The sequence below is a fragment of the Minwuia sp. genome (genome assembly GCF_048263705.1).
Lineage (GTDB): Bacteria > Pseudomonadota > Alphaproteobacteria > Minwuiales > Minwuiaceae > Minwuia.
Genome location: NZ_JBLXDV010000004.1, coordinates 216,857 through 239,706, shown reverse-complemented (window position 1 = coordinate 239,706; position 22,850 = coordinate 216,857). Strand labels below are relative to the sequence as shown.

The 22,850-nt window shown below is 65.6% G+C and carries 20 protein-coding genes; 7 read left to right on the top strand and 13 right to left on the bottom strand.

The features are described from left to right. The 4 genes from ACN0X7_RS08265 to ACN0X7_RS08250 form a co-directional block, all read right to left on the bottom strand. A complete protein-coding gene (locus ACN0X7_RS08265) occupies positions 1-984 on the bottom strand; it encodes a 4Fe-4S dicluster domain-containing protein (RefSeq protein ID WP_417516021.1) in 984 nt (327 codons plus the stop codon). 160 nt (positions 985-1,144) lie between these two features. Next, positions 1,145-2,080, bottom strand: a complete 936-nt coding sequence (locus ACN0X7_RS08260) for an isopenicillin N synthase family dioxygenase (RefSeq protein ID WP_417516019.1) — start codon at positions 2,078-2,080, stop codon at positions 1,145-1,147. Between the two features lie 130 nt (positions 2,081-2,210). After that, positions 2,211-3,263, bottom strand: a complete 1,053-nt coding sequence (locus ACN0X7_RS08255) for an alcohol dehydrogenase (RefSeq protein ID WP_417516017.1) — start codon at positions 3,261-3,263, stop codon at positions 2,211-2,213. Positions 3,264-3,266: 3 nt separating this feature from the next. Continuing rightward, on the bottom strand, positions 3,267-4,508 hold the full coding sequence (locus ACN0X7_RS08250) for an acyl-CoA dehydrogenase family protein (protein WP_417516015.1): 1,242 nt from the start codon (positions 4,506-4,508) through the stop codon (positions 3,267-3,269). A 122-nt stretch (positions 4,509-4,630) separates the two neighbouring features. Here ACN0X7_RS08250 and ACN0X7_RS08245 point away from each other — a divergent pair, with 122 nt between their 5' ends. The 6 genes from ACN0X7_RS08245 (at position 4,631) to ACN0X7_RS08220 (ending at position 12,616) form a co-directional block, all read left to right on the top strand. Next, positions 4,631-5,290: a TetR family transcriptional regulator gene (locus ACN0X7_RS08245; RefSeq protein ID WP_417516013.1), complete on the top strand. Its 660-nt coding sequence runs from the start codon at positions 4,631-4,633 to the stop codon at positions 5,288-5,290. Positions 5,291-5,331: 41 nt separating this feature from the next. Further along, a complete protein-coding gene (gene tauD / locus ACN0X7_RS08240; protein ID WP_417516011.1) occupies positions 5,332-6,177 on the top strand; it encodes a taurine dioxygenase in 846 nt (281 codons plus the stop codon). A gap of 7 nt (positions 6,178-6,184) precedes the next feature. Then, the gene (locus ACN0X7_RS08235; RefSeq protein ID WP_417516009.1) at positions 6,185-8,155 is read left to right on the top strand and encodes a TRAP transporter permease; all 1,971 of its coding nucleotides are present in this window, start codon (positions 6,185-6,187) and stop codon (positions 8,153-8,155) included. A gap of 59 nt (positions 8,156-8,214) precedes the next feature. Next, entirely contained in the window at positions 8,215-9,240 is a 1,026-nt protein-coding gene (locus ACN0X7_RS08230; protein ID WP_417516007.1) for a TAXI family TRAP transporter solute-binding subunit, read from the top strand. A gap of 75 nt (positions 9,241-9,315) precedes the next feature. After that, complete coding sequence (locus ACN0X7_RS08225) at positions 9,316-11,418, top strand: acetate--CoA ligase family protein (RefSeq protein WP_417516005.1); 2,103 nt, start codon at positions 9,316-9,318, stop codon at positions 11,416-11,418. 124 nt (positions 11,419-11,542) lie between these two features. Then, entirely contained in the window at positions 11,543-12,616 is a 1,074-nt protein-coding gene (locus ACN0X7_RS08220) for an NAD(P)H-dependent flavin oxidoreductase (protein ID WP_417516003.1), read from the top strand. A gap of 25 nt (positions 12,617-12,641) precedes the next feature. On the opposite strand, the gene ACN0X7_RS08215 is transcribed toward ACN0X7_RS08220, so the two are convergent. Genes ACN0X7_RS08215 through ACN0X7_RS08205 form a run of 3 tightly spaced genes read right to left on the bottom strand, consistent with a single transcriptional unit; the run spans position 12,642 to position 14,802 of the window. Further along, positions 12,642-13,382, bottom strand: coding sequence for an SDR family oxidoreductase (locus tag ACN0X7_RS08215; protein ID WP_417516001.1), 741 nt, complete (start codon positions 13,380-13,382; stop codon positions 12,642-12,644). A gap of 13 nt (positions 13,383-13,395) precedes the next feature. Next, positions 13,396-14,286: a methyltransferase domain-containing protein gene (locus ACN0X7_RS08210; RefSeq protein WP_417515999.1), complete on the bottom strand. Its 891-nt coding sequence runs from the start codon at positions 14,284-14,286 to the stop codon at positions 13,396-13,398. Between the two features lie 9 nt (positions 14,287-14,295). Then, entirely contained in the window at positions 14,296-14,802 is a 507-nt protein-coding gene (locus ACN0X7_RS08205) for a peptidylprolyl isomerase (protein WP_417516142.1), read from the bottom strand. A gap of 113 nt (positions 14,803-14,915) precedes the next feature. Between ACN0X7_RS08205 and ACN0X7_RS08200 the strand changes: the two genes are divergently transcribed. Continuing rightward, on the top strand, positions 14,916-15,410 hold the full coding sequence (locus tag ACN0X7_RS08200) for a DinB family protein (protein WP_417515997.1): 495 nt from the start codon (positions 14,916-14,918) through the stop codon (positions 15,408-15,410). 112 nt (positions 15,411-15,522) lie between these two features. Here ACN0X7_RS08200 and ACN0X7_RS08195 read toward each other — a convergent pair whose 3' ends face one another. The 6 genes from ACN0X7_RS08195 to ACN0X7_RS08170 all read right to left on the bottom strand — a co-directional run bounded on the left by ACN0X7_RS08195 (position 15,523) and on the right by ACN0X7_RS08170 (position 22,718). Then, on the bottom strand, positions 15,523-16,968 hold the full coding sequence (locus ACN0X7_RS08195; RefSeq protein WP_417515995.1) for a mannose-1-phosphate guanylyltransferase/mannose-6-phosphate isomerase: 1,446 nt from the start codon (positions 16,966-16,968) through the stop codon (positions 15,523-15,525). Position 16,969: 1 nt separating this feature from the next. Continuing rightward, positions 16,970-17,911, bottom strand: coding sequence for a DMT family transporter (locus ACN0X7_RS08190; RefSeq protein ID WP_417515993.1), 942 nt, complete (start codon positions 17,909-17,911; stop codon positions 16,970-16,972). Positions 17,912-18,160: 249 nt separating this feature from the next. Next, a complete protein-coding gene (locus tag ACN0X7_RS08185; protein ID WP_417515991.1) occupies positions 18,161-19,363 on the bottom strand; it encodes a UbiH/UbiF/VisC/COQ6 family ubiquinone biosynthesis hydroxylase in 1,203 nt (400 codons plus the stop codon). A 116-nt stretch (positions 19,364-19,479) separates the two neighbouring features. Further along, positions 19,480-20,718, bottom strand: a complete 1,239-nt coding sequence (locus ACN0X7_RS08180; RefSeq protein WP_417515989.1) for an ammonium transporter — start codon at positions 20,716-20,718, stop codon at positions 19,480-19,482. A 301-nt stretch (positions 20,719-21,019) separates the two neighbouring features. After that, complete coding sequence (gene amt, locus ACN0X7_RS08175; protein WP_417515987.1) at positions 21,020-22,357, bottom strand: ammonium transporter; 1,338 nt, start codon at positions 22,355-22,357, stop codon at positions 21,020-21,022. A gap of 22 nt (positions 22,358-22,379) precedes the next feature. Then, positions 22,380-22,718: a P-II family nitrogen regulator gene (locus tag ACN0X7_RS08170; protein ID WP_417515985.1), complete on the bottom strand. Its 339-nt coding sequence runs from the start codon at positions 22,716-22,718 to the stop codon at positions 22,380-22,382. Positions 22,719-22,850 lie beyond the last annotated feature (132 nt).

Genomic DNA, 22,850 nt, shown 5'->3' with positions numbered 1-22,850 from the left:
TCAGCCGCTGCGGCGGCGCAGCATCTTCTGCAGCAGCTTCGGACCGACCTCGGGCCGGCTCCAGGGGCAGACGGCGATGCAGATGCCGCAGCCGTAGGTCTGGTTGAAGTACGGGGCGCAGCGGTCGAAATCGACGTACCACTTGGTGACCCCGCGCACGAGCTGCTTCTCCGGCGCGATGGCGTCCGGCGGACAGGCCGTTTCGCAGACCCGGCAACTGCTGCAGAAATCGTCCACGCCGAATGCGTCGGGCGCATCCGCGACCAGCGGCATGTCGGTCACCACACCGGCCAGCCGGAACGACGACCCCAGCGTGCGGTTGATGATCGATCCATGCTTGCCCAGTTCGCCGAGTCCCGCCTCCAGCGCAGCCGGGATCAGGGTCATCGGCCCGCCGGTCGGCCCGCCATGGGGATGGGCGTCATAGCCCTGCGCCCGGATCCAGTCGGCCAGCGCGCGGGCGGCCCGCGTGCCGCGATTGTACTGCCGCATCACCTCGACCACCGACGGCGGATCAGGCGCGGTCGCCAGCTCGGCATGGTCCATCTGCACGGCGATGACGATCACCCAGGGCAGGTCGAGATCCATACCCTCATAGACCCATTCGGGCCGCATCCGCGCGATGCCGACCTGATCGGATTCATGATCCAGTGCGAAGGCTTTTGCCGCTTCCGAGAAGGCGTCGGGACTGTCCGTCACCTTCTCGTCCGCGATCGGCGTACGTTCGTTCGGGCCGCGACCGCCCAGCCCGTGCTGCATCTCGGCGACTTCCGGCACGTCCTGCCGCGTTTTCTCCAGCATCCACATCTGCATCGCGCCGTGCGCCAGCGTGCGCGGGTCCTGCCAGTAGATCGGCGTCGGCTTGCGCACGTCCGCCTCGCCCAGCCCGTTCACGTCGTTGCCCGACACATCGGGGATGATCGCCTGCTGATCGGGATCGATCGCGGCATCCAGCACCCTTCCGTCGTAGGCGCGCCCCGTCATTGTTCTCCCTCCCCCTTTGAAGGGGGAGGGCAGGGGCGGGGGTTGGCTGCGTTTGACCCAGTCGCAATGTCTGCACCCGATTGCCGAGCCATCAACCCCCTCCGACCGCTGACGCGGCCACCTCCCCCTCCCGAGGGGGAGGCGTTTTCTCGACCGCAAGTCATGACGCTTCCTTGCGGTAGCCGAAACTTTCGTTGATGCGGCCCAGGATGTGAGCGCCTGCCGTCGTGGCCTCGCCGGTCGCACCGAAGTCTGCCGGATCGACGGGCGCGTCGAAGGTCGGGTCATAGAAGGTTGCGATGGACAGCCGGTCATCGGCATGGCGATTGCGCGCGCGGTGCGGCGTCGAGCGATAGCGCCCGCCCGTCCAGCGCTGCATCAGATCGCCCGCATTCACCACCAGCGTGCCGTCCATCGGCGGCGCCGCAATCCAGTCGCCGTTGCGGTGCAACACCTCCAGCCCGCCGCTGCCGTCCTGCCAGAGCAGGGTGATCAGGCCGAAATCCGTGTGCGGCGCCACGCCGAACTGATCCTCGCCCAGCTCCATCGGCTGCCGTGGATACCAGACCGCCTGCGTGCGCTGCAGCGGCTTGTCATAGTGGGGGCGGAAGAAATGCCGCTCCGCATCCAGGCTCAGCGCCACCCCCTGCAGCAGCAGATCGCCCGCTGCGGCGATGGCCGAGAAATAGCGCTCGAAGGCCGAGCGGAAGTTCGCCGGCGAATCCGGAAACACGTTCGGGCCGCGCAACGGCTGACCGGCGGCGACATCCGGGTCGTCCAGCGGCAGGTCGAGACCGATCTGGAAGAACTCCTTGTGGTCGGGCTTGGTCGCGCCATACATCTTCGCGTCGCCCAGCGCGTTCCAGCCGCGATGGTGTTTCGTGACCGCGACTTCGCGCTTCGCCTCTGCGGGTTGGCGAAAGAAATCCAGCGCCGCCGCCTGCGTTTCCGCCAGCAGGTCTTCCGGCACGCCATGGCCAGTGATGTAGAAAAACCCGTGCTCTTCCATCGCCGCCGCAATCCGGGCCGGCACATCGCCGCCGCCGTCGCTTTCACGCAGCGGGCTCAGGTCGATGACGGGCAGGGTGGTGGTCATGAGCTACCACCCGCACCGGGACTTGATCCCGGTGCCCAGCCTGGCATCGACGCCTTGTCGTCGCGTTCGGAAACGCTGAGCCGCGCTGCGTGCCAGCCGCTCCATCCCACGCCGCGCGGTTTCCCCATGCTCACGGCTTCAGCACCTGCCGTCCGGACACGGTACCGTCGATCAGCGCCTGCAGGGCATCGTTCGCCTCGGCCAGCGGCCGGGGCGTGACCGGGATCGGCGGGACCTTGCCCGCGCGGACGAGCTGCATCAGTTCGTCCATGTCCTGCAGCGAACCGACGTAGGAGCCCTGAATGGCGAGCTGGAAGATCGGCATCCGCGGCAGGGCGACCGGCAGCGCCTCGCCATAGAGACCCACCAGCACCAGCTTGCCGCCCTTGGCCAGGCAATCGAGCGCAAAGCCCGCCGTTTCGGGACGTCCGACGAAGTCGATCACACCCTTCACGCCGCCGCCCGCCAGTTCCTTCAGCTTCTCGGCAGCATCGTCCTGGCTGTTGTCGAAGGTCTCGTGCGCCCCCGCCTGACGTGCCACGCTGCGCTTCTCGGCATCGGTGTCGGCAACGATGATCTTCGCCCTGGTCACGTGTTTCGCCAGCATCACGGCGGACAGGCCGACCCCGCCCGCGCCGATGATGACGACCGTGTCCTTCTCGGTCGCATCGGCCAGTTTCTTCAGCGCGCTGTAGGCGGTCAGGCCCGAGCACGCGTAGGTGCAGGCCAGATCCATCGACACGTCACCATGGTCGAACAGGTAGCGCTTGTCCGGGCAGATCACGTGGGTCGCGTAGCCGCCGTCGCGCCGGGTGCCGAGCGGACGCGTGGTCAGGCAGTTGATGTCCATCCCCGCGTCGCAATGCTCGCAGTCGCCGCAGCCGATCCAGGGATAGACCACATAGGACTGGCCGACCTCGACGCCCTCGACATCGGGCCCGACCGCCTCGACGATGCCGCCGATCTCGTGGCCCATGGTCATCGGCAGCTCGACGCCCATGTCCGACAGTCTGGCGAAGTGATCCTTCGACATGCGGAACCCGCCCTCGTGCAGGTGCAGGTCGCTGTGGCAGACACCGCAGGCGGAAATGCGGATCAGGATCTCGGACCCCTGCGGCTCCGGCGTGTCCATCTCGCGCTCTTCGAGGGGTTCACCCCAGTTGATGATCTGCTGCGCTTTCATCGGTCATCCCCTCCCAAGGTATGCATCCGAGTAATTGAGCCCTTCCCCGTCCTTTTCTTCAAGCCGGAAGATGGTGCGCAGGTGAACTTCATCCGGGCCGTCATAGATCCGGAAGGCCCGGGCCTGTGCCAGCGCGTCGGCGAAGGGCGCGTCATCGGTCATGCCCATCGCACCGTATATCTGTACGCCCCGGTCGGCGATGTTCTGATAGGCGCGGGCGACGGCGATCTTGATCAGGCTGATATCCTTGCGGGCGAGCTTGTTGCCCTCGCGGTCCAGCCGCCATGCCGTCCGCTGCACCAGCAGCCGGGCCTGCTCCAGATCCATCCGGGATTCGGCAATGGCGTCCTGCACCGACGAATAATCGCGCAGGGTGGTGCCGAAGGTCTGGCGCTTCGCGGCGCGCTCCACCATCAGCCGGATCAGCACCTCGCAGCGGCCGATGGCCCGCATGCAGTGATGGATGCGCGCCGGACCAAGCCGCGCCTGACCGATGAGAAATCCCGCGCCCTCTTCGCCCAGACGGTTGGCGACCGGCACCTCGGCGTCCTCGAACAGCAGTTCGGTGTGGGGCGTCACCTGCTCGACATGATGCATGACGGGGATCTTGCGCACGACCGTCACGCCCGGCGTGTCCTTGGGCACGATCAGCATGCTGTGCGTCTTGCCGCGCGGCGCATCCGGGTCGGTGACACCGACCACGATCAGGAAGCTGCACTTCGGATTGGCCGCCCCGGTTGCGAACCACTTCCGGCCGTTCAGCACATAGCTGTCGCCGCGCCGTTCCATGCGGGTCGCGATGTTGTTGGCATCCGACGAGGCCACGTCCGGCTCGGTCATCGCGAAGGACGACCGGATCTCCGCATTGAGCAGCGGCACCAGATATTCGGCCTTCTGGGCCGGGGTGGCGAACATCTGCAGGATTTCCATGTTCGGCGTGTCCGGCGCATGGCAGTTGAACGCCTCCGACGCCCAGCCGATCCGCCCCAGGATCTCGGCGATGGAGGCGAACTGCAGGTTGGTCAGCCGCGTCCCCGGCTCATCGTCGGCCAGCCGCGGCAGGGCCATGTTCCACAGGCCCAGTTCGCGATTGCGCGCCTTGAGCTCTTTCAGGAACGCCGGTTCCAGATCTCCGGCGCCTACCGCATCGGCATAGTCGGCGCATCTCGGCAGAATATCGTTCTGAAAGATTCGCTCGACCTGATCGGCAATCTCGCGCGTCTGCGCATCTGTCTCGAAATCCATAATTCTTTCTGGTCTCCCCATCGAACCTGTTGCCGTAATAATTCACTTGTATTAAGCTGAGCGCAAGACCGCCAGCAAAAGCGGCCACTGAAGACAGACAGAATTCCGAGGGAGGGCGACGGGTGGACACCCGCGAAGTGCTGCTTGAAACGGCGGAACGCCTGTACGGCGAACGGGGCATCAACGGTGTGTCGCTGCGCGAGATCGTGCGCGAGGCCGGACAGCGGAACGCCTCCGCCGCGCATTATCACTTCGGTTCCCGCGAGGGCCTGATCGAGGCCATCTTCGAGAAGCGCATGTCGGCCATCGACGCGCGGCGCAATGTGATGCTGGATCAGCTCGAAGCCGAGGGCCGGGCCGGCGAGATCCGCGCCATCGCCGAATGCGTGACCTGGCCGATCGGCGAGATGATGGTCGGTTCGGAAGACGGTGCCAGCTACATCCGGTTCCTGACGCAGATGTTCCTGACGTCCGATTTCGACGTGGAGGATTTCGTCGGCGGGCGCTGGAATCCCGGCATGCGGCGCTGCTACGAGCACCTTGAAGCCGCATTGGGCGAGATGCCCGCGGCGATCCTGCGGCAGCGGTTCCTGATCGTCATGCATGCGGGCACCTTCTCGCTGGCCGACATCGACACCGCGCGGCGGCGGCGTGCCGCCCAGAACCAGCCCTTCGATCTGGAACGGGCGATCGAGAACCTGATTGACACATGGGTGGGCGCGATGACCGCGCCGATCAGCGAGCAGACGGCCACACGGCTGGACGGCAAGGCAGCCGCCTGAGCCGCCGCAACGACCACGATACCTGGGGAGGAGACGTGACCATGGGATACGATCTGATCGACGTGAAACCGATCGCGGGGAACATCGGTGCCGAGATCGGCGGCATCGACATGGCGCAGCCGCTGGGCAACCAGGCGTTCAAGGAAGTGCACGACGCCCTGATGGCGCATCAGGTGATCTTCTTCCGCGATCAGGACATCAGCCCTGCCGAGCACGTCAGCTTCGCGCGGCAGTTCGGCACGCTGCATGTACATCCCTATGCACCGCATCACCCGGACCATCCCGAGGTGCTGATCCTGAAGAGTTCGAAGAAGAACCGCTCGGCGGCCAACGTCTGGCATTCCGACGTGACGTTCGAGGAGGAACCGCCGCTGGGGTCGATCCTGCTGGCGCGCGAGGTGCCCGAGCACGGCGGCGACACGATGTGGGCCAACATGTACATGGCCTACGAGGCGCTGTCCGAGCCGATGAAACGCTATCTGGAAGGCCTGAAGGCGCGCAACACCGCAGGCAAGGCCAGTTTCGAGAAGGCCTACGACAATCTTTCCGACGCGGAAAAGCTCGAGATCCTGAAGGGCCGGATGGCCCAGGAGGGTGCCGAACATCCCATCGTGCGCACCCACCCGGTCACAGGCCGCAAGGCGCTGTATGTGAACGCCATCTTCACCCAGAAGATCGTCGGCGTCTCGTCGAAGGAATCCCGCGCCATCCTGGATTTCCTGTTCGACCATCTGAAGCGCCCGGAGTTCACCTGCCGGTTCCGCTGGGAAAAGGGGTCGGTGGCCTTCTGGGACAACCGCTGCACCCAGCATTATGCCGTCGCCGACTATGGCGATGCGACGCGCGAGATGCATCGCGTGACCGTCAACGGCGACCGGCCCTACTGAGGATCACATGCGCACAGCTTCAGACCCCCAGGCGCCCGCGCCGAAAGACGAGGAGCGCAATGTCGCGCCTCTGACCGATCCGTTCTCGCGTGCGCTGCGGATGATCGGTCTGGTCGCTGCGGCACTGATCGCGCTGCACGCTATTTTCGTCGCCTTCCAGGGGCAGTATGTCAGCCCGGAACTGATCCGCGCCGCGGCGATGTTCGTCTGCGCCCTGATCGTGGTGTTCACATCGCCGCTGGCCGCCAACCTTGGTCTGCGCAAGACCCCGCAGGTGGCCGTGTGCTGGATCGTCGATCTCGCGCTGCTGGCCAACCTCGGCTACGCCTGCTGGAACTTCCTGAAGAAGATCGATGATATCGAGAACCTGATCGCCGAATTCTCGACGGTGGATCAGCTGACGGCGCTGATCGCGGTCCTGACCCTGCTGGAACTGACGCGGCGCGCCTTCGGCATCGTGCTGGCGGGCGTCGGCCTGGCCACGCTGCTCTACTGCCTGTTCGGGGAAAACCTGCCGTGGATCTTCCGCCATTCCGGATTCAGTCTGGAGCTGACCATGGAGATCCTGTGGTTCGGGGTGCAGGGCATCTTCGGCGATCCGGTCGGCATCGTGGTGCTGCTGATCTTCATCTTCATTGTCTTCGGCGCCCTGCTGGAGGGCACCGGCGCGGGCGCGGTGATGATCCGCATGGCGCTGGTCGGCACCCAGGGCACGCGCGGCGGCCCCGGCCATGCCGCCATCATCGCCTCGTCGGTGTTCGGCATGTCTTCGGGCAGCGTGGTCGCCAACGTCGTCGGCACAGGGGTGGTCACCATTCCGCTGATCAAGCGGCGCGGTTTCAAGGGATCCTTCGCGGGCGCGGTCGAAGCTGCTGCCTCGACCGGGGGACAGATCATGCCGCCCGTCATGGGCGCGGCGGCGTTCCTGATGGTCAGCCTGGCCGGCGTGCCCTATCAGACGATCTGCATCGCCGCCCTGATTCCGGCCCTGCTCTATTATGGCAATCTGTTTGTCTCGGTCGGGCTGGAAGCCCGGCGTCTGGGCCTGAAACCGACCCCGAAGGCGGAACGCAGGAAACTGGAGACCGGCGACTGGCTGCTGTCACTCAGTTTCGTGCTGCCCATCTGCGCCATCATCGGCACGCTGGCCATCGGCCGCTCGCCGTCCATGGCCGGCTTCTGGGCCGTCGTGGCGACCGTCGTTTCCGGCCTGGTCCTGAACCCCAACCTGCGCCGCAATCCGGGTGCGCTGCTGAAGGCCCTGTCCAACGGCGGCGTGGCCGGCGCACGGATCATGATGGCGGTCGGCACCATCGGCGTGCTGGTCGGCGTGTTCAACCTGACCGGCCTGGGGCTGAAGTTCGCCACCCAGGTCGCGCTGCTGGGCGACCAGTCGCTGTTCATCGCGCTGCTGCTGGCCGCCGGATCCTGTCTGGTGCTGGGCATGGGCATGCCGACCCTGCCCGCCTATCTGATCATCGTGCTGGTCCTGGGCATCGCCATGAAGAAGCTGGGCGTGCCGGACCTGTCGATCCATCTGTTCGTCTTCTACTTCGGTGTGCTGTCGGCGGTGACCCCGCCCGTGGCACTGGCGGCGGTGGCCGCCGCGCCCATTGCCGGGGCCGAGCCCATACGCACCGGCATCAACGCGCTGAAACTCTCTCTCGTGGGATTCATCGTCCCCTTCGTCTTCATCTATGAACCGCAGGTGCTGCTGGTGGTGGAGGACTTCGACCTGCTCGCGTTCCTGTGGGTCATGGGTCGGCTGATCTTCGCCATCTGGCTGATGTCGACGGCGCTGATCGGCTGCGAGATCGACCGCCTGCCCGCGTGGTCGCGGATCCTGCGCATCGTCGCCGGATTCGGCCTGATCATGACCTTTACCGAACTGCAGTTCGCGGCCATCGTTCTGGGCGTCGCCCTGATCGCGGTCAGCGTGATCACCGCGCGCCGCAATGCGGCGGCATCGACAGCTTGAGTTAAGATTTCGACCACAACAATGGCTAGACAGAGCCTTAACAGGGAGGAAAGAACCCAATGAAACGACGCACTTTCATCGCCGCCGCAGCGGCCGTCGCCACGGCGCTCGCCGTCGGGGGCGCACAGGCGCAGGACAAGAAGTTCCTGACCATGGACGGCTTTCCGGCCGGTTCGACGCCGGGCCAGTTCGGCATCGCCTTCACCCAGGTCGTGCAGAAGCATCTGCCCATCGAGATCCAGGTCTCGGTCGGCAAGCCGGCGACGAAATCCGCGCTGGACGCCGCCAAGCAGAAGGTCGACCTGTTCCTGACGGCACCGACCATCAACCAGTTCATGCAGACCAAGACGGCCATGTTCGCCAAGGTCGACGATGCGCCCGAGTTGAACGCCAACCTGCGCAACATCATGAACTACAATCTGGGCCCGTATCACATTGTGGTCTACGAGGACTCCGGCATCACGTCGCTGGCCGACTTCAAGGGCAAGAAGGTCTTCCTGGGCCCGCCCGCCGGTGCCGCGACCAAGGTCGCGACCCAGATCATGGAAGCCGCCACGAACCTGGTCCCGGGCGAGGACTATGAGGTCATGCGCTATGACTGGCAGTCCGCCGAGACGGCCTTCCTGGACCGTCAGATGGACGTCTATATCGCGCCGACCACCCTGCCGAGCCCGTCGGTACAGCAGTTCGCGCTGGTGTCCCCGATCCGCATCCTGGGCATCCCCGCCGATGCATGGGACCAGCCTTCGATGAAGGCCGCGCTGGGTCTGCCGGGCCGCACCGTGCAGGACATCCCCGCCGGCACCTACGAGAACCAGGCCAACAAGGAAGACGTGAAGACCATCGGTTCCTGGGTCGGTCTGGGCACCAACAAGTGGGTGGATGAGGAAACCGTCTACCAGATCACCAAGGCGATCTGGGAAAACATCGACGACTTCTACCAGACCGCCGAATGGATGAAGGGCATCACGAAGGAAAGCATCTTCAACGAGAGCAACATCCCGCTGCACGCGGGTGCCTACCGTTACTACAAGGAAGCCGGTTTCAACGTGCCGGCCGACCAGATCCCGCCCGAGGCGAAGTGATCAGCGTGACGTGACGACCGGGGCGCGGTTTCGGCTGCGCCCCTTTTTTTGATCATTTTTTCAAGCGAGACCACCATGTCCAGTATCGATTCCAGGGCCAATCTGAAGCGCATGTTCGAGGCGAAGTCGGTCGCCATCATCGGGGCGTCGGGCGATCCGACCCGCATCGGCGGACGGCCCGTCGCCATGATCCGGGACATGGGATTCGAAGGCACGCTCTATCCGATCAATCCCAACCGCGACGAGGTTCAGGGCCTGAAGGCCTACAAGACCATCGCCGATGTCCCCGGCGACGTCGATCTGGTGATCTGTGCGGTGCCGGGCGGTCTGGTGGAGGACATGCTGCGCCAGTGCGCGGCGAAAGGCGTGGCCGGAGTGATCGTCTTCGCGGGCGGCTTCGCCGAGGTCTCGGAAGAAGGGGCCGAAGCGCAGGCGCGCCTGACCGCCATCGGGCGGGAGTCGGGCATGCGGATCGTCGGACCGAACTGCATGGGCTTCGCCAATTTCGCCAACAACCTGCCCGCCAGCTTCCATCCCGCCTTCGCGACCCCCATGCCGAAGGGCAAGATCGGTCTGGTGTCCCAGTCCGGCGCGTTCGGCGGCCTGTCGTCCATCATGGCGACCCAGCGGGGCGTGGGTTTCCGGCATGTGCTGACCACGGGCAACGAAGGCGATGTCGGCGTCGCCGACTGCCTGGATTACCTGGTCGACGATCCGGGTACCGAGGTCATCCTGCTGTATATCGAGGGCGTACGCGACGGGCCGGCCTTCCTGGATGCGCTGGCCCGCGCCCGCAAGGCGAAAAAGCCCGTGGTCGCGGTCAAACTCGGGCGCACCGATGCAGGTGCCAAGGCCGCGGCGTCTCACACCTCGGCGCTGGCCGGTGCGGACGCGATCTATGACGCGGCGTTCCGGCAGTTCGGTGTGCATCGCGTGCATTCGATCGAGGAATTCTTCGATACCGGCGCGGCGCTGGCCGTCGGCGGACTGGCGCAGGGCGACGAGATCGCGCTGGTCACCGTCTCCGGCGGTGTCGGCGTGCTGATGGCCGACGACGCGGCGGCGCGCGGGCTGGACGTCAGCGAACTGCCACGGGGCACGCAGAAAAAGTTCAAGGAGATCGTCCCCTTCGCGGGCGTGAACAATCCGCTGGATGTGACCGGCCAGATCATCAACCAGCCGGAGATCTTCGAACAGGCCATGCGGCTGGTGCTCGACGAGGGCACCTATGATTCGATCGTGGGCTTTCAGGGTGCGGGCCTGAACACGGCCGAAGCGGCGGCGACGGCGCTGACCATGTGGGAGGCACTGAAGAAGGACTATCCCGACAAGTGTTTCGCGGTCGCCTCGCTGATGAGCGTCGAATCGCAGCAGATGTTCGAGGCTGCCGGAATCCCCGCCTTCCGCGAGGCCACCCATGCAACCCGCGCCATGGCCGCCGGGGCCTATTTCACGCGTCAGTTCGCGCAAGGGTTCGACTGGAACCCGGCACAGGGATCGGACGCGGGCCTGGAAGACGGCCCGTTCACCGAGGCGCGGGCGCTGAAAACGCTCGCCGCCGCAGGTGTGCCGGTCATGGAAACGCGCGTGGCGACCAGCGCGAAGGATGCCGCCCGCGCCGCCGGTGACCTGGGCCTGCCCGTGGTCATGAAGATCGTCTCGCCCGACATCATCCACAAGTCCGACGTGGGCGGCGTGAAGCTGAACCTGTCGAGCGCATCCGAGGTCGAGAGCGCCTTCACCGAGATGATGTCCGGGGTTGCCGCCAGGGCGCCGGATGCCAAGCTGGAGGGCGTGCTGCTGGCCCCGATGATTTCCGGCGGGGTCGAGACCATCATCGGCGTGCACATGGACCCGGTCTTCGGCCCGGCGGTCATGTTCGGTCTGGGCGGCGTCTTCGTGGAGGTGCTGAAGGACGTGACCTTCCGCATGGCCCCCTTCGACACCGCCGAGGCCCACCGCATGATCGACGAGATCCGGGGCCGGGCGATGCTGGACGGGGTACGCGGTGCGCCGGCCTCCGACACCGACGCGCTGGCCGAGGCGCTGGCCGCCGTGTCGCGCTTCGCCGCCGCCCATCGCGACCGGCTGCTGTCGATCGACATCAACCCCTTCGTCGTGCTGCCGAAGGGCGAGGGCGCGATGGCGCTGGACGCGGTCATCGAACTGCAGGACTGAAATCATGTCATCCCCGTTTCTGCCCGGCAGAACACGGGGATCGGCATCAGGAAATGGCTGGTTCACCCCGATCCCCGAGTGGCTGTGCCATCGAGGATGACAACAGTTTTGAGAGAACGCTGACATGATGCAGAATGCCCTCACCGAACGGTTCGGCCTGAAGTACCCGATCTTCGGCTTTGCCCATTCCATCGACGTGATCTGCGCGCTGGCCGAGGCCGGCTGCTTCGCGGTCTATGGCGCGACACGCGACACGCCGGAAGAGATCGAGGAACGGCTGGCCCTGATCCGGTCCCGCATCGGCGACCGGCCGTTCGGCGTCGATCTGGTGATGCCGCGCGGCATGCCGCAGTTCGCCGACAAACAGGCCGTCATCGACCAGCTGCCCGAAACCCATACGGACTTCGTGAAGGGCCTGTACGAGAAATACGAGATCCCGCCGGCGACGAAGCCCGGCATGCGCTCGCGCTTCCTGCGTTCGGACGAGATCACCAACCGGCAGGTCGAGGCGGTGCTGTCGTCGGATGTGAACATCTTCGCCTGCGGGATTGGCGCGCCGCCCGACGTGGTCGCCGAAGCCAAGCGCCGCGACATGACCACGCTCGCGCTGGTCGGCCACCCGCGCCATGCGCAGGCCGCGCTCAGGGCCGGCGCCGATCTGCTGGTCGCGCAGGGCCACGATGCGGGCGCGCACACCGGGCCCATCGGCACCTTCTCGCTGGTCCCGCAGATCGTCGATGTGGCGGGCGACGTGCCCGTGCTGGCCGCGGGCGGCGTGGCCACGGGCCGCCACATCGCGGCGTCCTTCGCGCTGGGTGCGCAGGGCGTCTGGATGGGCACGGCCTGGCTGACCAGCCACGAACACGCGCTGCATCCGGTGATCGTCGACAAGCTGCTGGCGGCGGGCAGCGACGATACGGTCATCAGCCGGGCCAACTCCGGCAAGACCTTCCGCCAGATTCGCACGGCCTGGTCCGAGGAATGGGCGAAACCCGATGCGCCGAAGCCGCTGCAGATGCCGCATCAGGACATGCTGATCGGCGACCTGCTGGGGGCCATCGGCGAGCATGAGATCGAACCGCTGATGCATTCGGGTGCGGGGCAGTCGGTGGCCTATTCGACCGAACAGAAATCCGTCGCGCAGATCGTCGACGATCTGGTGACACAGACCGAAGCCGCGCTGGCCCGGCTCGCCTGACCGACGCCACGGCCAGTCGGGCCGATCAGTAGGTGGCGCGGCCGCCGGAAATGTCGATGACCTGGCCTGTGGTGAAGCTGCAGTCCTCGGACGCCAGCCATGCGACGAGAGCCGCGACTTCCGCCGTCTCGACAAAGCGGCCCATCGGAATCTTCGACAGCATGTAGTTGATGTGTTCTTCCGACATCTGGTCGAAGATCGCGGTGCGCGCCGCCGCCGGCGTGATGCAGTTCACCGAGACGTTCTTGTCCGCCAGTTCCTTGCCCAGCGACTTGGTCAGCGCGATCACCCCGGCCTTCGACGCGGAATAGGCCGAGGCGTTCGGATTGCCTTCCTTGCCCGCGATGGAGGCGATGTTGACGATACGCCCGTAGCCGTTGGCGATCAGCTTCGGCGTCACCGCGCGGCAGCAGTAGTAGACGCCGTTCAGGTTGATATCGATGATCTGCTGCCATTCCTCCGGGCTGTAGTCCCAGACCGTCCGGTTGGCGCCCGCGATGCCCGCGTTGTTGACCAGGATGTCGATCCCGCCCAGCACGGCCTCGGTGGTGGCCAGCGCCATGTCGATGGCGGTCGGATCGGTCACGTCCACAGCGATGGCCGTCGCGCCGATCTGGTCCGCCGTCTGCCGGGCGAGGTCCAGATCACGGTCCCACAGGACGGTCTGCGCACCGGAGGCGATGAAACGTTCGGCGATGGCGCGCCCGATGCCCTGGGCCCCGCCCGTGACGATGGCCTTGCGGCCCTGCAGATCGATCTGGTTCATGATGCTTCCCCCCTCAGGATGTCGGTGCCGGTTTCTCCACCGTCAGCAGCAGCCGCCAGGTGACGATGTCCTCGCGCGGCTGATCGGCATAGTCGGCGTGCACCGGCAGGCTGTCCGGATCGTCGACCGTCCAGCGCTCGGCCTTCAACGTGCGGAAGCCGGTCTTTTCCAGCCGCGCGATCATGTCCGAGGCCGGGATGCGGTTGATGTACTGCACGTCGTTCTCCAGCAGCCGGTCGAACGTGGCCTTCGAATGCCGCAGGTAATGCTTCTTCGAGCGCGATGGATCGTAGTGCGCCAGATGGTCGTCCAGCCCGACCTGGGCGACCATGCGCCCGCCGGGTTTCAGCACCCGGAACCAGTCGGCGGCGTTCCGGTCGAAGCCCGACGCCACCACATGCTCCAGCACATCGACCGAGAAGATCACGTCGAAATGGTTGTCGGCGTAGGGCAGCCTGCCGTCGTGGTCGATGTCATAGCGCATGTTCAGCACGGCATAGACCTCGTCGAAACTTTCCGCGCGCTGCATGGCGGCCAGCCGCTGCTCCGCCCTGGCCCTTCGGTCCGGCGACAGGTCCAGACCGTCCAGCGCCTGCCGCAGCACCGGCAGCTTGGCCTTCAGCGCGCCGAAGGCCCGGTTGTCCCAGACATCGAAGCAGGCCGTCTCGCCGTCGTGGATCAGCGCGGGCAGCATGCTGTAGGCATGCATCCAGCCGGTGCCGAGTTCCAGAAAGGCGGGTGCCGGCCCGAGATCGGCCTCGGCAATCCTGTCCAGTACCCAGCCGGCACGTTCCATCGACAGCTTGCGATCGGTCTTGCGATTGCCCAGCCATCGATAGAGTGCCTTGGTCGGACCCGTTGCCGAGAAGGCCCGCAGCGCCGTGGCGGCCAGATAATAGTTCACCCGGGTGCCTTATTCCGCGTCGGCGGCGACCTGAACCTTGACCATGCGGCCCGGCTCGCGCGGCGGCTCGCCCTTCGGAATCGCGTCGACGTGTTCCATGCCGTCGGTCACCTGTCCGAACACCGTGTACTGGCCATTCAGGAACGAACCCTGATCGAACATGATGAAGAACTGGCTGTTCGCCGAATTCGGGTTCTGCGACCGGGCCATGCCGACGGTGCCGCGCTCGAACGGCACGTTGGAGAATTCCGCGGGCAGGTCCGGCTTGCGGGAACCGCCGCGGCCGGTGCCGGTCGGATCGCCCGTCTGGGCCATGAAGCCCGGGATCACGCGGTGGAAGATGATGCCATCATAGAAGCCGTCGCGCGCCAGTTCCTTGATGCGCTCGACATGTTTCGGCGCCACGTCGGGCAGCAGTTCAATGGTCACACGACCGGTTTCAGTGTCGATATAGAGGGTATTTTCCAAGTCGGCAGCCTCGCCTTGCTTTGCGGTTGCAATCAGAACGACGCTCATCAGCGCCAGAAGGAATAGACGCATCACGATACTCCCAGAGATGCAGATGTGCGTGAAAACCGTTAGGTTTGTTCCTGTTTAGAGGAAGTTCCGGTCAACGGAAAGGACCAGCGATGTTTCCCACCTATTTTCAGCGCATGGCCGCCTACAACGCCTGGGCCAACCGGCTGGTCTACCTGGCCGTGGCGGAGATGCCCGACGCCGACTATCGCAAGGATGCCGGCGCATTCTTCGGCTCGGTCCACCGCACGCTCAACCATCTGGTCGTCACCGACCGGATCTGGCTGCGCCGCATGACCGGCACGGGCGAGAACCATGCCGATCTCGACGCCGTGCCATATGCCGAATTCGATGACCTGAAGGGGGCGCGGAAAGCCGAGGACCGGCGCATCGTCGACTGGGTGGGCGGGCTGACGGACAGCGATTTCGCGACCGACTTCACTTACCGGAACATGGCAGGCGATCCGTTCACCGACCGGCTGGATCTGCTGCTGGGGCACTTCTTCAATCACCAGACCCACCATCGCGGCCAGGTGCACACGATCATGTCGGTGCTGGGTCACATGCCGCCGTCGCTGGATCTGATCTATTTCTCGCGGGTGGGATAACAGTTCCGCCATCGCATGGAAACAGCCGGATACATGGAAACAGCCGGATACACAGTGCGTCATCCCCGCCCGCAGACGACGGAACGGCTCCAGACAACCCTTCCGAGGGGCTTCACTTCGTCTCGTGATCGGCCCGGTTGTAGGGGTCGTCCAGGCGGACGATGTCGTCCTCGCCCAGATAGGAGCCGGACTGGATCTCGATCACTTCCAGATCGACCTTGCCGGGATTGCCGAGACGGTGCGCCGTGCCGATGGGGATGTAGGTCGACTGGTTCTCCGACAGCAGCAGCGTGTTCTCGCCATTGGTGACTTCCGCCGTGCCGGAGACGACCACCCAGTGTTCCGCGCGGTGGTGGTGCTTCTGGTAGGAGAGCTTCGCGCCGGGCTTCACCATCAGCCGCTTGACCTGAAAGCGCGGGCCGTAGTCCAGCGGTTCGTAATAGCCCCAGGGCCGGTAGTGGCGGACGTGGGATTCATGTTCGACCCGGTCGTCGCGCTTCAGGATATCGACGACGTCCTTCACCTCCTGTGCGCGGTCGCGATGGGCGATCAGCACGGCGTCCGAGGTCTCCACCACCGTCAGGTCCGACACGCCGATGGCGGCGATGACGGTGGCCTCGGTGCGGATATAGCTGTTCTTCACATCCCTCAGGATGACGTCGCCCGAGGTCGCATTGCCGTCCGCGTCCTTGTCTGCGATCTCCCACAAGGCGTTCCAGGATCCGATGTCCGACCAGCCGAAGGCGCAGGGGATGACGGCGGCATGGTCGGTCTGTTCCATGACCGCGAAGTCGATGGACTGTGCCGGGCAGGCGGCGAACGCCTCCGCGTCCAGCCGCAGGAAATCGAGGTCCGGTTCGGCCCGGTCGACGGCCAGCCGCACGGCTTGCATGATGTCGGGACGGAACCGTTCCATCTCGGCGATCAGCACGTCGGCCCGCGCCACGAACATGCCGGAATTCCAGCTGTAGTCGCCGTCGGCGATGTAACCGGTCGCGGTCGCGGCGTCCGGTTTCTCGGTGAACTGATCAACGTGGAAGGCATCGCCCTCGATCGCCGCACCCTGGCGGATGTAGCCATAGCCCGTGTGCGGCTCGGTCGGCTTGATGCCGAAGGTCACGATGTGGCCCTTGTCGGCCAGCGCCACGGCCTGGTCCAGGCGGGCGCGGAACCCGTCGATCTGCGTGATCACATGGTCGGCGGGCAACAGTACGATGATCGCGTCGGCACTCTGCTGCAGGCAGAAGTATGCGGCGGCGGCGGCGGCGGGCGCGGTGTTGCGGCCCACCGGTTCCAGCATGATCGACAGGGCGGGCCGGTCGATGCTGCGCAGCTGTTCGGCGATGATGAAACGGTGGTCGTTGTTGCAGATCACCAGCGGGGCAGCGAACCGGTCATCGGCGGGCACGCGCAGGGCGGTCGCCTGCAGCATGGTGTTCTCTTCCGACAGCGACAGCAGCTGCTTCGGATAGAGGCTGCGCGACAGCGGCCACAGCCGTGTGCCGGATCCGCCCGAAAGCAGGACGGGAAAGAGGCGCGCGTCGGATGTCTGGGTCATGTCATGATCTCACTGCGGGGCGTGCGGGCGGACGGGACTTGCCGGTGCCCAGCGTAACCAGTGCCACGCCGATGGTCACCAGTGCCATGCCGGCGATGGCCAGCGGCCCGAAGGTCTCGCCGAACAGGGGCCAGGCGATCAGGGCGGCCACCGCAGGCACCAGGAAGAACAGGCTGGACACCTTCGAGGCCGCGCCCGAGCGGATCAGGATCAGCAGCAGCGTGGTGGCCCCGAAGGACAGCACGATCACCAGCCAGCCGAGCGCGAAGATGAATTCGGGGGTCCAGTCGACGGTGCCGGTCTCGAACAGGAAGGCCATGACGCTCAGCGACAGGCCCGCCGCCGTGAACTGGATGACGTTGCCGGTGCGCAGGTCCATCGCCCCGCAGTACCGCTTCTGATAGAGCGTGCCGATGGTGATGCCGACCAGCGCCAGCACCGAGAACCCCATCCCCACCGGCGTGCCCAGACCCAGTTCCAGCTTGCGGAACACGACCAGCGTGACCCCGGCGATGCCCAGCACGAAGCCGATCCACTGCCGGGTGGTGACGGTCTCGCCCAGCACCGGCGCGGCCAGCAGCGCGACCAGCAGCGGCTGGATGGCGACGATCAGGGCCGAAGTTCCGGCCTCGACGCCCAGGCTGATGGAGACAAAGACGCCGCCCAGATAGATCGCATGCAGCATCACCCCGACCAGCGCGATATGGGCCCAGTCCTGCCAGCGTTTCGGCCAGGGCGCCCGCACGATCAGGCAGAAGATGCCGAGGCCCAGCACCACCAGCGCGAACCGCATGACCAGAAAGGTGAGCGGTTCGGCGTGGGGCAGACCCAGCTTCGCGCCGATGAAGCCCGTGGACCACAGGAACACGAACAGGACGGGCATCAGAAGGGTCACGACCGGTCCGGACGCGGCAGGTGCGGTGCTGTTCGCAGGAGCAGACATGCAGCCGTGATGCCCCAACGGCGGGCGGCGGACAAGCGGCAAATGCTGCATGTACCGCATCGTCGAGGTCTCGCCTGAGGGCGAAACCCGGCGTCTGTTCTGCGAGTCTGAGCCGCACCGGATGCCCGGGCAAGCCGGGCATGACCCCCTTGAGTTCGGCACGACCACCCCCGCAAACGGGTCACCCCCGCCCTGCGCGGGGGTCCGGTACCGGCGGGCGGGTCGGCCATAGTCCTGGCACGCAGGTCCCTAAGGGCGCAGCAGTTCCGGACGGTCGCCGACGTCGCCCATGGCGTGCCGCATGAACAGCTTCTTCAGGGGTTTGGCGCGATGCACGGCGGCCAGGCCCAGATCGCGCGCGACCTTCAGCGGCGGCAGGTCGTTGGAGAACATGCGATTCAGAATGTCGGTCACAGCGGTCAGCGCCACCGAGTCCGTCCGCCGCCAGCGCTCGTATTTTTCCAGCACCGCATCGGACCCCAGATCGAGGCCCAGAGATGCGGCTTCGCCCAGTACCTCGGCCAGGGCTGCAACATCCCGCAGGCCCAGATTGAACCCCTGCCCGGCGATGGGATGGATGCCGTGCGCCGCGTCGCCGACCAGCGCCAGCCGGCGCGCGCGGTAGTCCTTCGCCAGCACCAGCGTCAGCGGATAGCGGAAGCGGGGGCCGACGACCTGTATGTCGCCCAGGAACCCGCCGATGCGCTGCTGGATTTCGGCGGTGAAGGCCGCGTCGTCCAGATCCATGAACCCGGGGGCCATGTCGCTGCGTTCGGTCCAGACCAGCGAGGCGCGATTGCCGGTCAGCGGCAGGATCGCGAAGGGTCCGGCAGGCAGGAACCGTTCGTGGGCAATGCCCTGATGCGGCAGGTCGTGGGCGATGGTGCAGACAATGCCGTCCTGCGGATAGCGCCACTGCAGCACCTCGATGCCGGCCTCCTGACGCAGCCGCGACATGCGCCCGTCGGCAGCGATGCACAGTTCGGCGCGGATCACGGTTCCGTCGTTCAGCGAGGCTTCGATGCCGCCAGGACCGCGGCGGACCCGGCCGACGGTCGCCGGTGCCTTCAGGGTGGCGCGCCTGGAACCCTCCAGGGCCTTCAGCAGCGCCAGCCGGGTGAACCTGTTCTCGACCATCTGGCCCAGCGGTTCGGTGCCCAGATCGCGATGGTCGTAATGCAGGAACAGCGGCGAATTGCCGTCCGAGACACGGATCTCGTCAATGGGCTGCACATCGCGGATGTGTCCGGCAATGCCGAGGCGGTCCAGCATCCGCCAGCTGGCGGCGGCGATGGCCGAGGCGCGCCCGTCAAAGGGCGGTTCGGTCATGGTCTCCGGGCTTTCCCGGTCCACCACGATGCTGGCGATACCCTGACGGTCCAGGGCCACGGCCAGCGTCTGCCCGACCAGGCCGCCTCCGACGATCAGGACGCGTGTGCGGAGTTCTTCCATACGCCTCTTGTCCCGTCACATGGCCGCGTGGTCAAGGCGCGGAATGGCGCGGTGCGGAAGGGGCGTCTGAAGACGCATCAGGCGGGCCGCATCGCGCAGCCCGCCTGGCGGTCGTATCAGCTGCGTCCGCCGAGATCGGCATCCGGATTGGCCCGGATCTGGTGGATCGACAGGTCCGCGCCGTTGAACTCCTCCTCTTCGGACAGGCGGATGCCCATCGCGACCTTCAGGATGCCGTAGACCACGAACCCGGCGATCAGGGCGAATCCGGCACCGATCAGCGATCCGACGAGCTGCGTCATGAAGCTGACACCGCCCATGCCCCCCAGCGCTTCGGCACCGAAGATGCCGCAGGCGATCCCGCCCCACAGGCCGCAGAGCCCGTGCAGCGGCCATACGCCCAGCACATCGTCGATCTTCCAGCGGTTGTGGCAGAGCTGGAAGAAGATCACGAAGACCACGCCCGCGACCCCGCCGACGACGAAGCTGCCGAGGGGGTGCATGACGTTGGATCCGGCGCAGACCGCGACCAGTCCGGCCAGCGCGCCATTGTGGACGAAGCCCGGATCGTTCCGGCCCGCGACGACGGCGGCCAGGATGCCGCCCACCATCGCCATCAGGGAGTTCATCGCCACCAGCCCGTTGATACCGTCGACGGCCTGCGCGCTCATCACGTTGAAGCCGAACCAGCCGATGCACAGCAGCCAGGTGCCCAGCGCCAGGAACGGGATGTTCGATGGCGGGATGCCGACCGGCGTGCCGTCCTTGCGGTAGCGGCCCCGGCGGACGCCCAGCATGACGACCGCACCCAGCGCGATCCAGCCGCCGACCGCGTGCACGACGATGGACCCGGCGAAATCATTGAAGGGCGCGCCGAAGCTGCCTGCCATCCAGTCCTGGAAACCGTAGTTGCCGTTCCAGACCAGCCCTTCGAAGAACGGGTAGACCAGCCCGACGATGACCGCGGTCGCGATCGCCTGCGGCCAGAACCTGGCGCGTTCCGCGATGCCGCCGGAAATGATCGCCGGGATGGCCGCGGCGAAGGTCAGCAGGAAGAAGAACTTGATCAGCCCGAAACCGGACAGGCCGTAGTCCAGTCCCTCGACCGATTCCGCGCCCGAGAGCACGGTCGCGCTGACCAGGAAGCCGGTCCCGTAGGCGACCATGTAGCCGACGAAAAAATAGGCAACGGTCGAAACGCCGAAGTCGACGATGATCTTGACCAGTGCGTTGACCTGATTCTTGTGACGGACGGTGCCGACCTCCAGAAAGGCGAACCCGGCATGCATCGCAAACACCAGAATCGCGCCCATCAGGACGAAGAACACGTCCAGGCCTGAAACAACCTGTTCCATGTGAGATGTCCCCTCCTCTTAAAGCCTGTTGCCCGGCGGTCTGTGATGCCGCCGGTTATCCTGAACGGGGAACAATCAATCTGCATGCCAAATAGGCAGTTTCAGAAAGTGTAAGCATTTCAGTTTGTTATCGGATTCGGAAATGAACAGTCCCCTGGATTGCCTGAAAATTCATCATCGAGGGCTGGAGCAGGGTTGAATCTGCACAAAAAAAGGGCCCGGCAGCCATTGCCGGACCCCTGAAAGAGGCGGTCCCGGGAGAGGGTCGGGACCGCCTGGTGTGTCGGGATGGCCCCGCGGACTACATCCGCTGCGACCCGCCGGCACCGAATTCGGGATAGGCTTCCATCCCCAGTTCGGACCGGTCGAGACCCATGACCTCGTCCTCTTCGTCCACCCGTACCCCGACGGTGAACTTGAGGGCCAGCCATACGATCGCGCTGGCGATCGAGACGAACAGGCCGATGGCGATGATGCCGACGAGCTGGCCGCCGAAGCTGGCGTCCGAGTTGGTCAGCGGTACCGCCAGCGTGCCCCAGATGCCGCAGACCAGATGCGCCGGAATGGCACCGACCACATCGTCGATCTTCAGCTTGTCCAGCAGCGGCACGGCCAGCACGACCAGCACGCCACCGACGCCGCCGATCAGCACCGAGTTGCCGATGGTGGGAGCCAGAGGTTCCGCGGTGATCGAGACCAGACCGCCGATGGCACCGTTCAGGGCCATGGTCAGGTCCACCTTCTTGTACATCAGCTGACTGGCGATCATCGCGGCCACCACACCGCCGGCAGCGGCGGCATTGGTGTTGGCGAAGATGTCCGAGATGGCGATGGCATCGGCAGCGGAACCCAGCGCAAGCTGCGAGCCGCCGTTGAAGCCGAACCAGCCCAGCCACAGGATGAACGTACCCAGGGTCGCCAGTGGCATGGACGAACCCGGCATCGGGTTGATGCGGCCTTCGGCGCTGTACTTGCCCTTGCGCGCGCCGATGATGATGGCACCCATCAGGGCCGCCCAGCCGCCGGTGGAGTGCACCAGCGTCGAACCGGCGAAGTCGGAGAAGCCGAACTCGGCGTCCAGCCAGCCCGCGCCCCATTCCCAGGACCCCTGGATCGGATAGATGACGGCGGTCAGGACGGCGACGAAGATCAGGAACGGCCAGAGCTTGACGCGTTCGGCAACCGTGCCGGACACGATCGAAGCCGCCGTGGCGACGAACACCATCTGGAAGAACCAGTCCGACGAGGCCGAATAGCCGGCGTCGAAGGTCGCGCCTTCCTCGGCCAACGCCGCGGCGTCGTCCGGCGACCAGAACAGGCTGAAGGAGCCGATATAGCCGCCCTCGTCGATGCCGTACATCAGGTCATAGCCGATCAGATAGAACATCAGGCCCGCGATGGAGTAGAGCGCGATGTTCTTCACGCAGATCGTGGCCACGTTCTTGGACCGGACCATGCCGCTTTCCAACATGGCGAACCCGGCGGCCATGAACATGACCAGGAAGCCGCAGATCAGGAACGAGAAGGTGTTGAAGATATAGGCGGTTTCGCCCGAGACCTCGGCAAAGGCCGGGGCGCTGGCGGTCACGGCAGCGGCAAGCGCCACGCCGGTTCCGAGTAGAAGTCGTTTGCTTGTCATTTGAAGTATGTTCCCCAGAAACTTAGAGCGCGTCGCCGTCGGTCTCGCCGGTGCGGATGCGCATGGCGCTCTGCACGTCGAGGACGAAGATCTTGCCGTCGCCGATCTGGCCGGTACCGGCGGCCTGGCGGATGGCTTCGACCGCCTGTTCAGCCAGTTCGGACTTCAGGACGATCTCGATTTTCACCTTGGGCAGAAAACTGACGGCGTATTCCGCGCCGCGATAGATTTCGGTATGGCCCTTCTGTCGGCCATAGCCTTTCACTTCCGTAGCCGTCAGGCCGTCGATGCCGAGCGCGGTCAGCGCTTCGCGGACCTCGTCCAGCTTGAACGGCTTGATCACGGCGATGATGAGTTTCATGCGCCACTCCCTCACTTTCTTCACAGGGACCCGCAGGTCCGGATGACAGAAAGGGTTCAAGCGGCGTGCCGCTTTTCACGGAGTCTTGTTTTTCAACAGGTTAGGGGGAATCAGGGTGGCAAACCGGGCCGT

What these genes read in the sequence shown, in the direction of transcription:
- ACN0X7_RS08195 (WP_417515995.1), bottom strand. Translation starts at nt 16,968, where the DNA reads ATGACCCAGACATCCGACGCGCGCCTCTTTCCCGTCCTGCTTTCGGGC.
- ACN0X7_RS08185 (WP_417515991.1), bottom strand. Translation starts at nt 19,363, where the DNA reads ATGGAAGAACTCCGCACACGCGTCCTGATCGTCGGAGGCGGCCTGGTC.
- ACN0X7_RS08265 (WP_417516021.1), bottom strand. Translation starts at nt 984, where the DNA reads ATGACGGGGCGCGCCTACGACGGAAGGGTGCTGGATGCCGCGATCGAT.
- ACN0X7_RS08260 (WP_417516019.1), bottom strand. Translation starts at nt 2,080, where the DNA reads ATGACCACCACCCTGCCCGTCATCGACCTGAGCCCGCTGCGTGAAAGC.
- ACN0X7_RS08225 (WP_417516005.1), top strand. Translation starts at nt 9,316, where the DNA reads ATGTCCAGTATCGATTCCAGGGCCAATCTGAAGCGCATGTTCGAGGCG.
- tauD (WP_417516011.1), top strand. Translation starts at nt 5,332, where the DNA reads ATGGGATACGATCTGATCGACGTGAAACCGATCGCGGGGAACATCGGT.
- ACN0X7_RS08255 (WP_417516017.1), bottom strand. Translation starts at nt 3,263, where the DNA reads ATGAAAGCGCAGCAGATCATCAACTGGGGTGAACCCCTCGAAGAGCGC.
- ACN0X7_RS08190 (WP_417515993.1), bottom strand. Translation starts at nt 17,911, where the DNA reads ATGTCTGCTCCTGCGAACAGCACCGCACCTGCCGCGTCCGGACCGGTC.
- ACN0X7_RS08170 (WP_417515985.1), bottom strand. Translation starts at nt 22,718, where the DNA reads ATGAAACTCATCATCGCCGTGATCAAGCCGTTCAAGCTGGACGAGGTC.
- ACN0X7_RS08205 (WP_417516142.1), bottom strand. Translation starts at nt 14,802, where the DNA reads ATGAGCGTCGTTCTGATTGCAACCGCAAAGCAAGGCGAGGCTGCCGAC.
- ACN0X7_RS08250 (WP_417516015.1), bottom strand. Translation starts at nt 4,508, where the DNA reads ATGGATTTCGAGACAGATGCGCAGACGCGCGAGATTGCCGATCAGGTC.
- ACN0X7_RS08230 (WP_417516007.1), top strand. Translation starts at nt 8,215, where the DNA reads ATGAAACGACGCACTTTCATCGCCGCCGCAGCGGCCGTCGCCACGGCG.
- ACN0X7_RS08215 (WP_417516001.1), bottom strand. Translation starts at nt 13,382, where the DNA reads ATGAACCAGATCGATCTGCAGGGCCGCAAGGCCATCGTCACGGGCGGG.
- ACN0X7_RS08180 (WP_417515989.1), bottom strand. Translation starts at nt 20,718, where the DNA reads ATGGAACAGGTTGTTTCAGGCCTGGACGTGTTCTTCGTCCTGATGGGC.
- ACN0X7_RS08220 (WP_417516003.1), top strand. Translation starts at nt 11,543, where the DNA reads ATGATGCAGAATGCCCTCACCGAACGGTTCGGCCTGAAGTACCCGATC.
- amt (WP_417515987.1), bottom strand. Translation starts at nt 22,357, where the DNA reads ATGACAAGCAAACGACTTCTACTCGGAACCGGCGTGGCGCTTGCCGCT.
- ACN0X7_RS08200 (WP_417515997.1), top strand. Translation starts at nt 14,916, where the DNA reads ATGTTTCCCACCTATTTTCAGCGCATGGCCGCCTACAACGCCTGGGCC.
- ACN0X7_RS08235 (WP_417516009.1), top strand. Translation starts at nt 6,185, where the DNA reads ATGCGCACAGCTTCAGACCCCCAGGCGCCCGCGCCGAAAGACGAGGAG.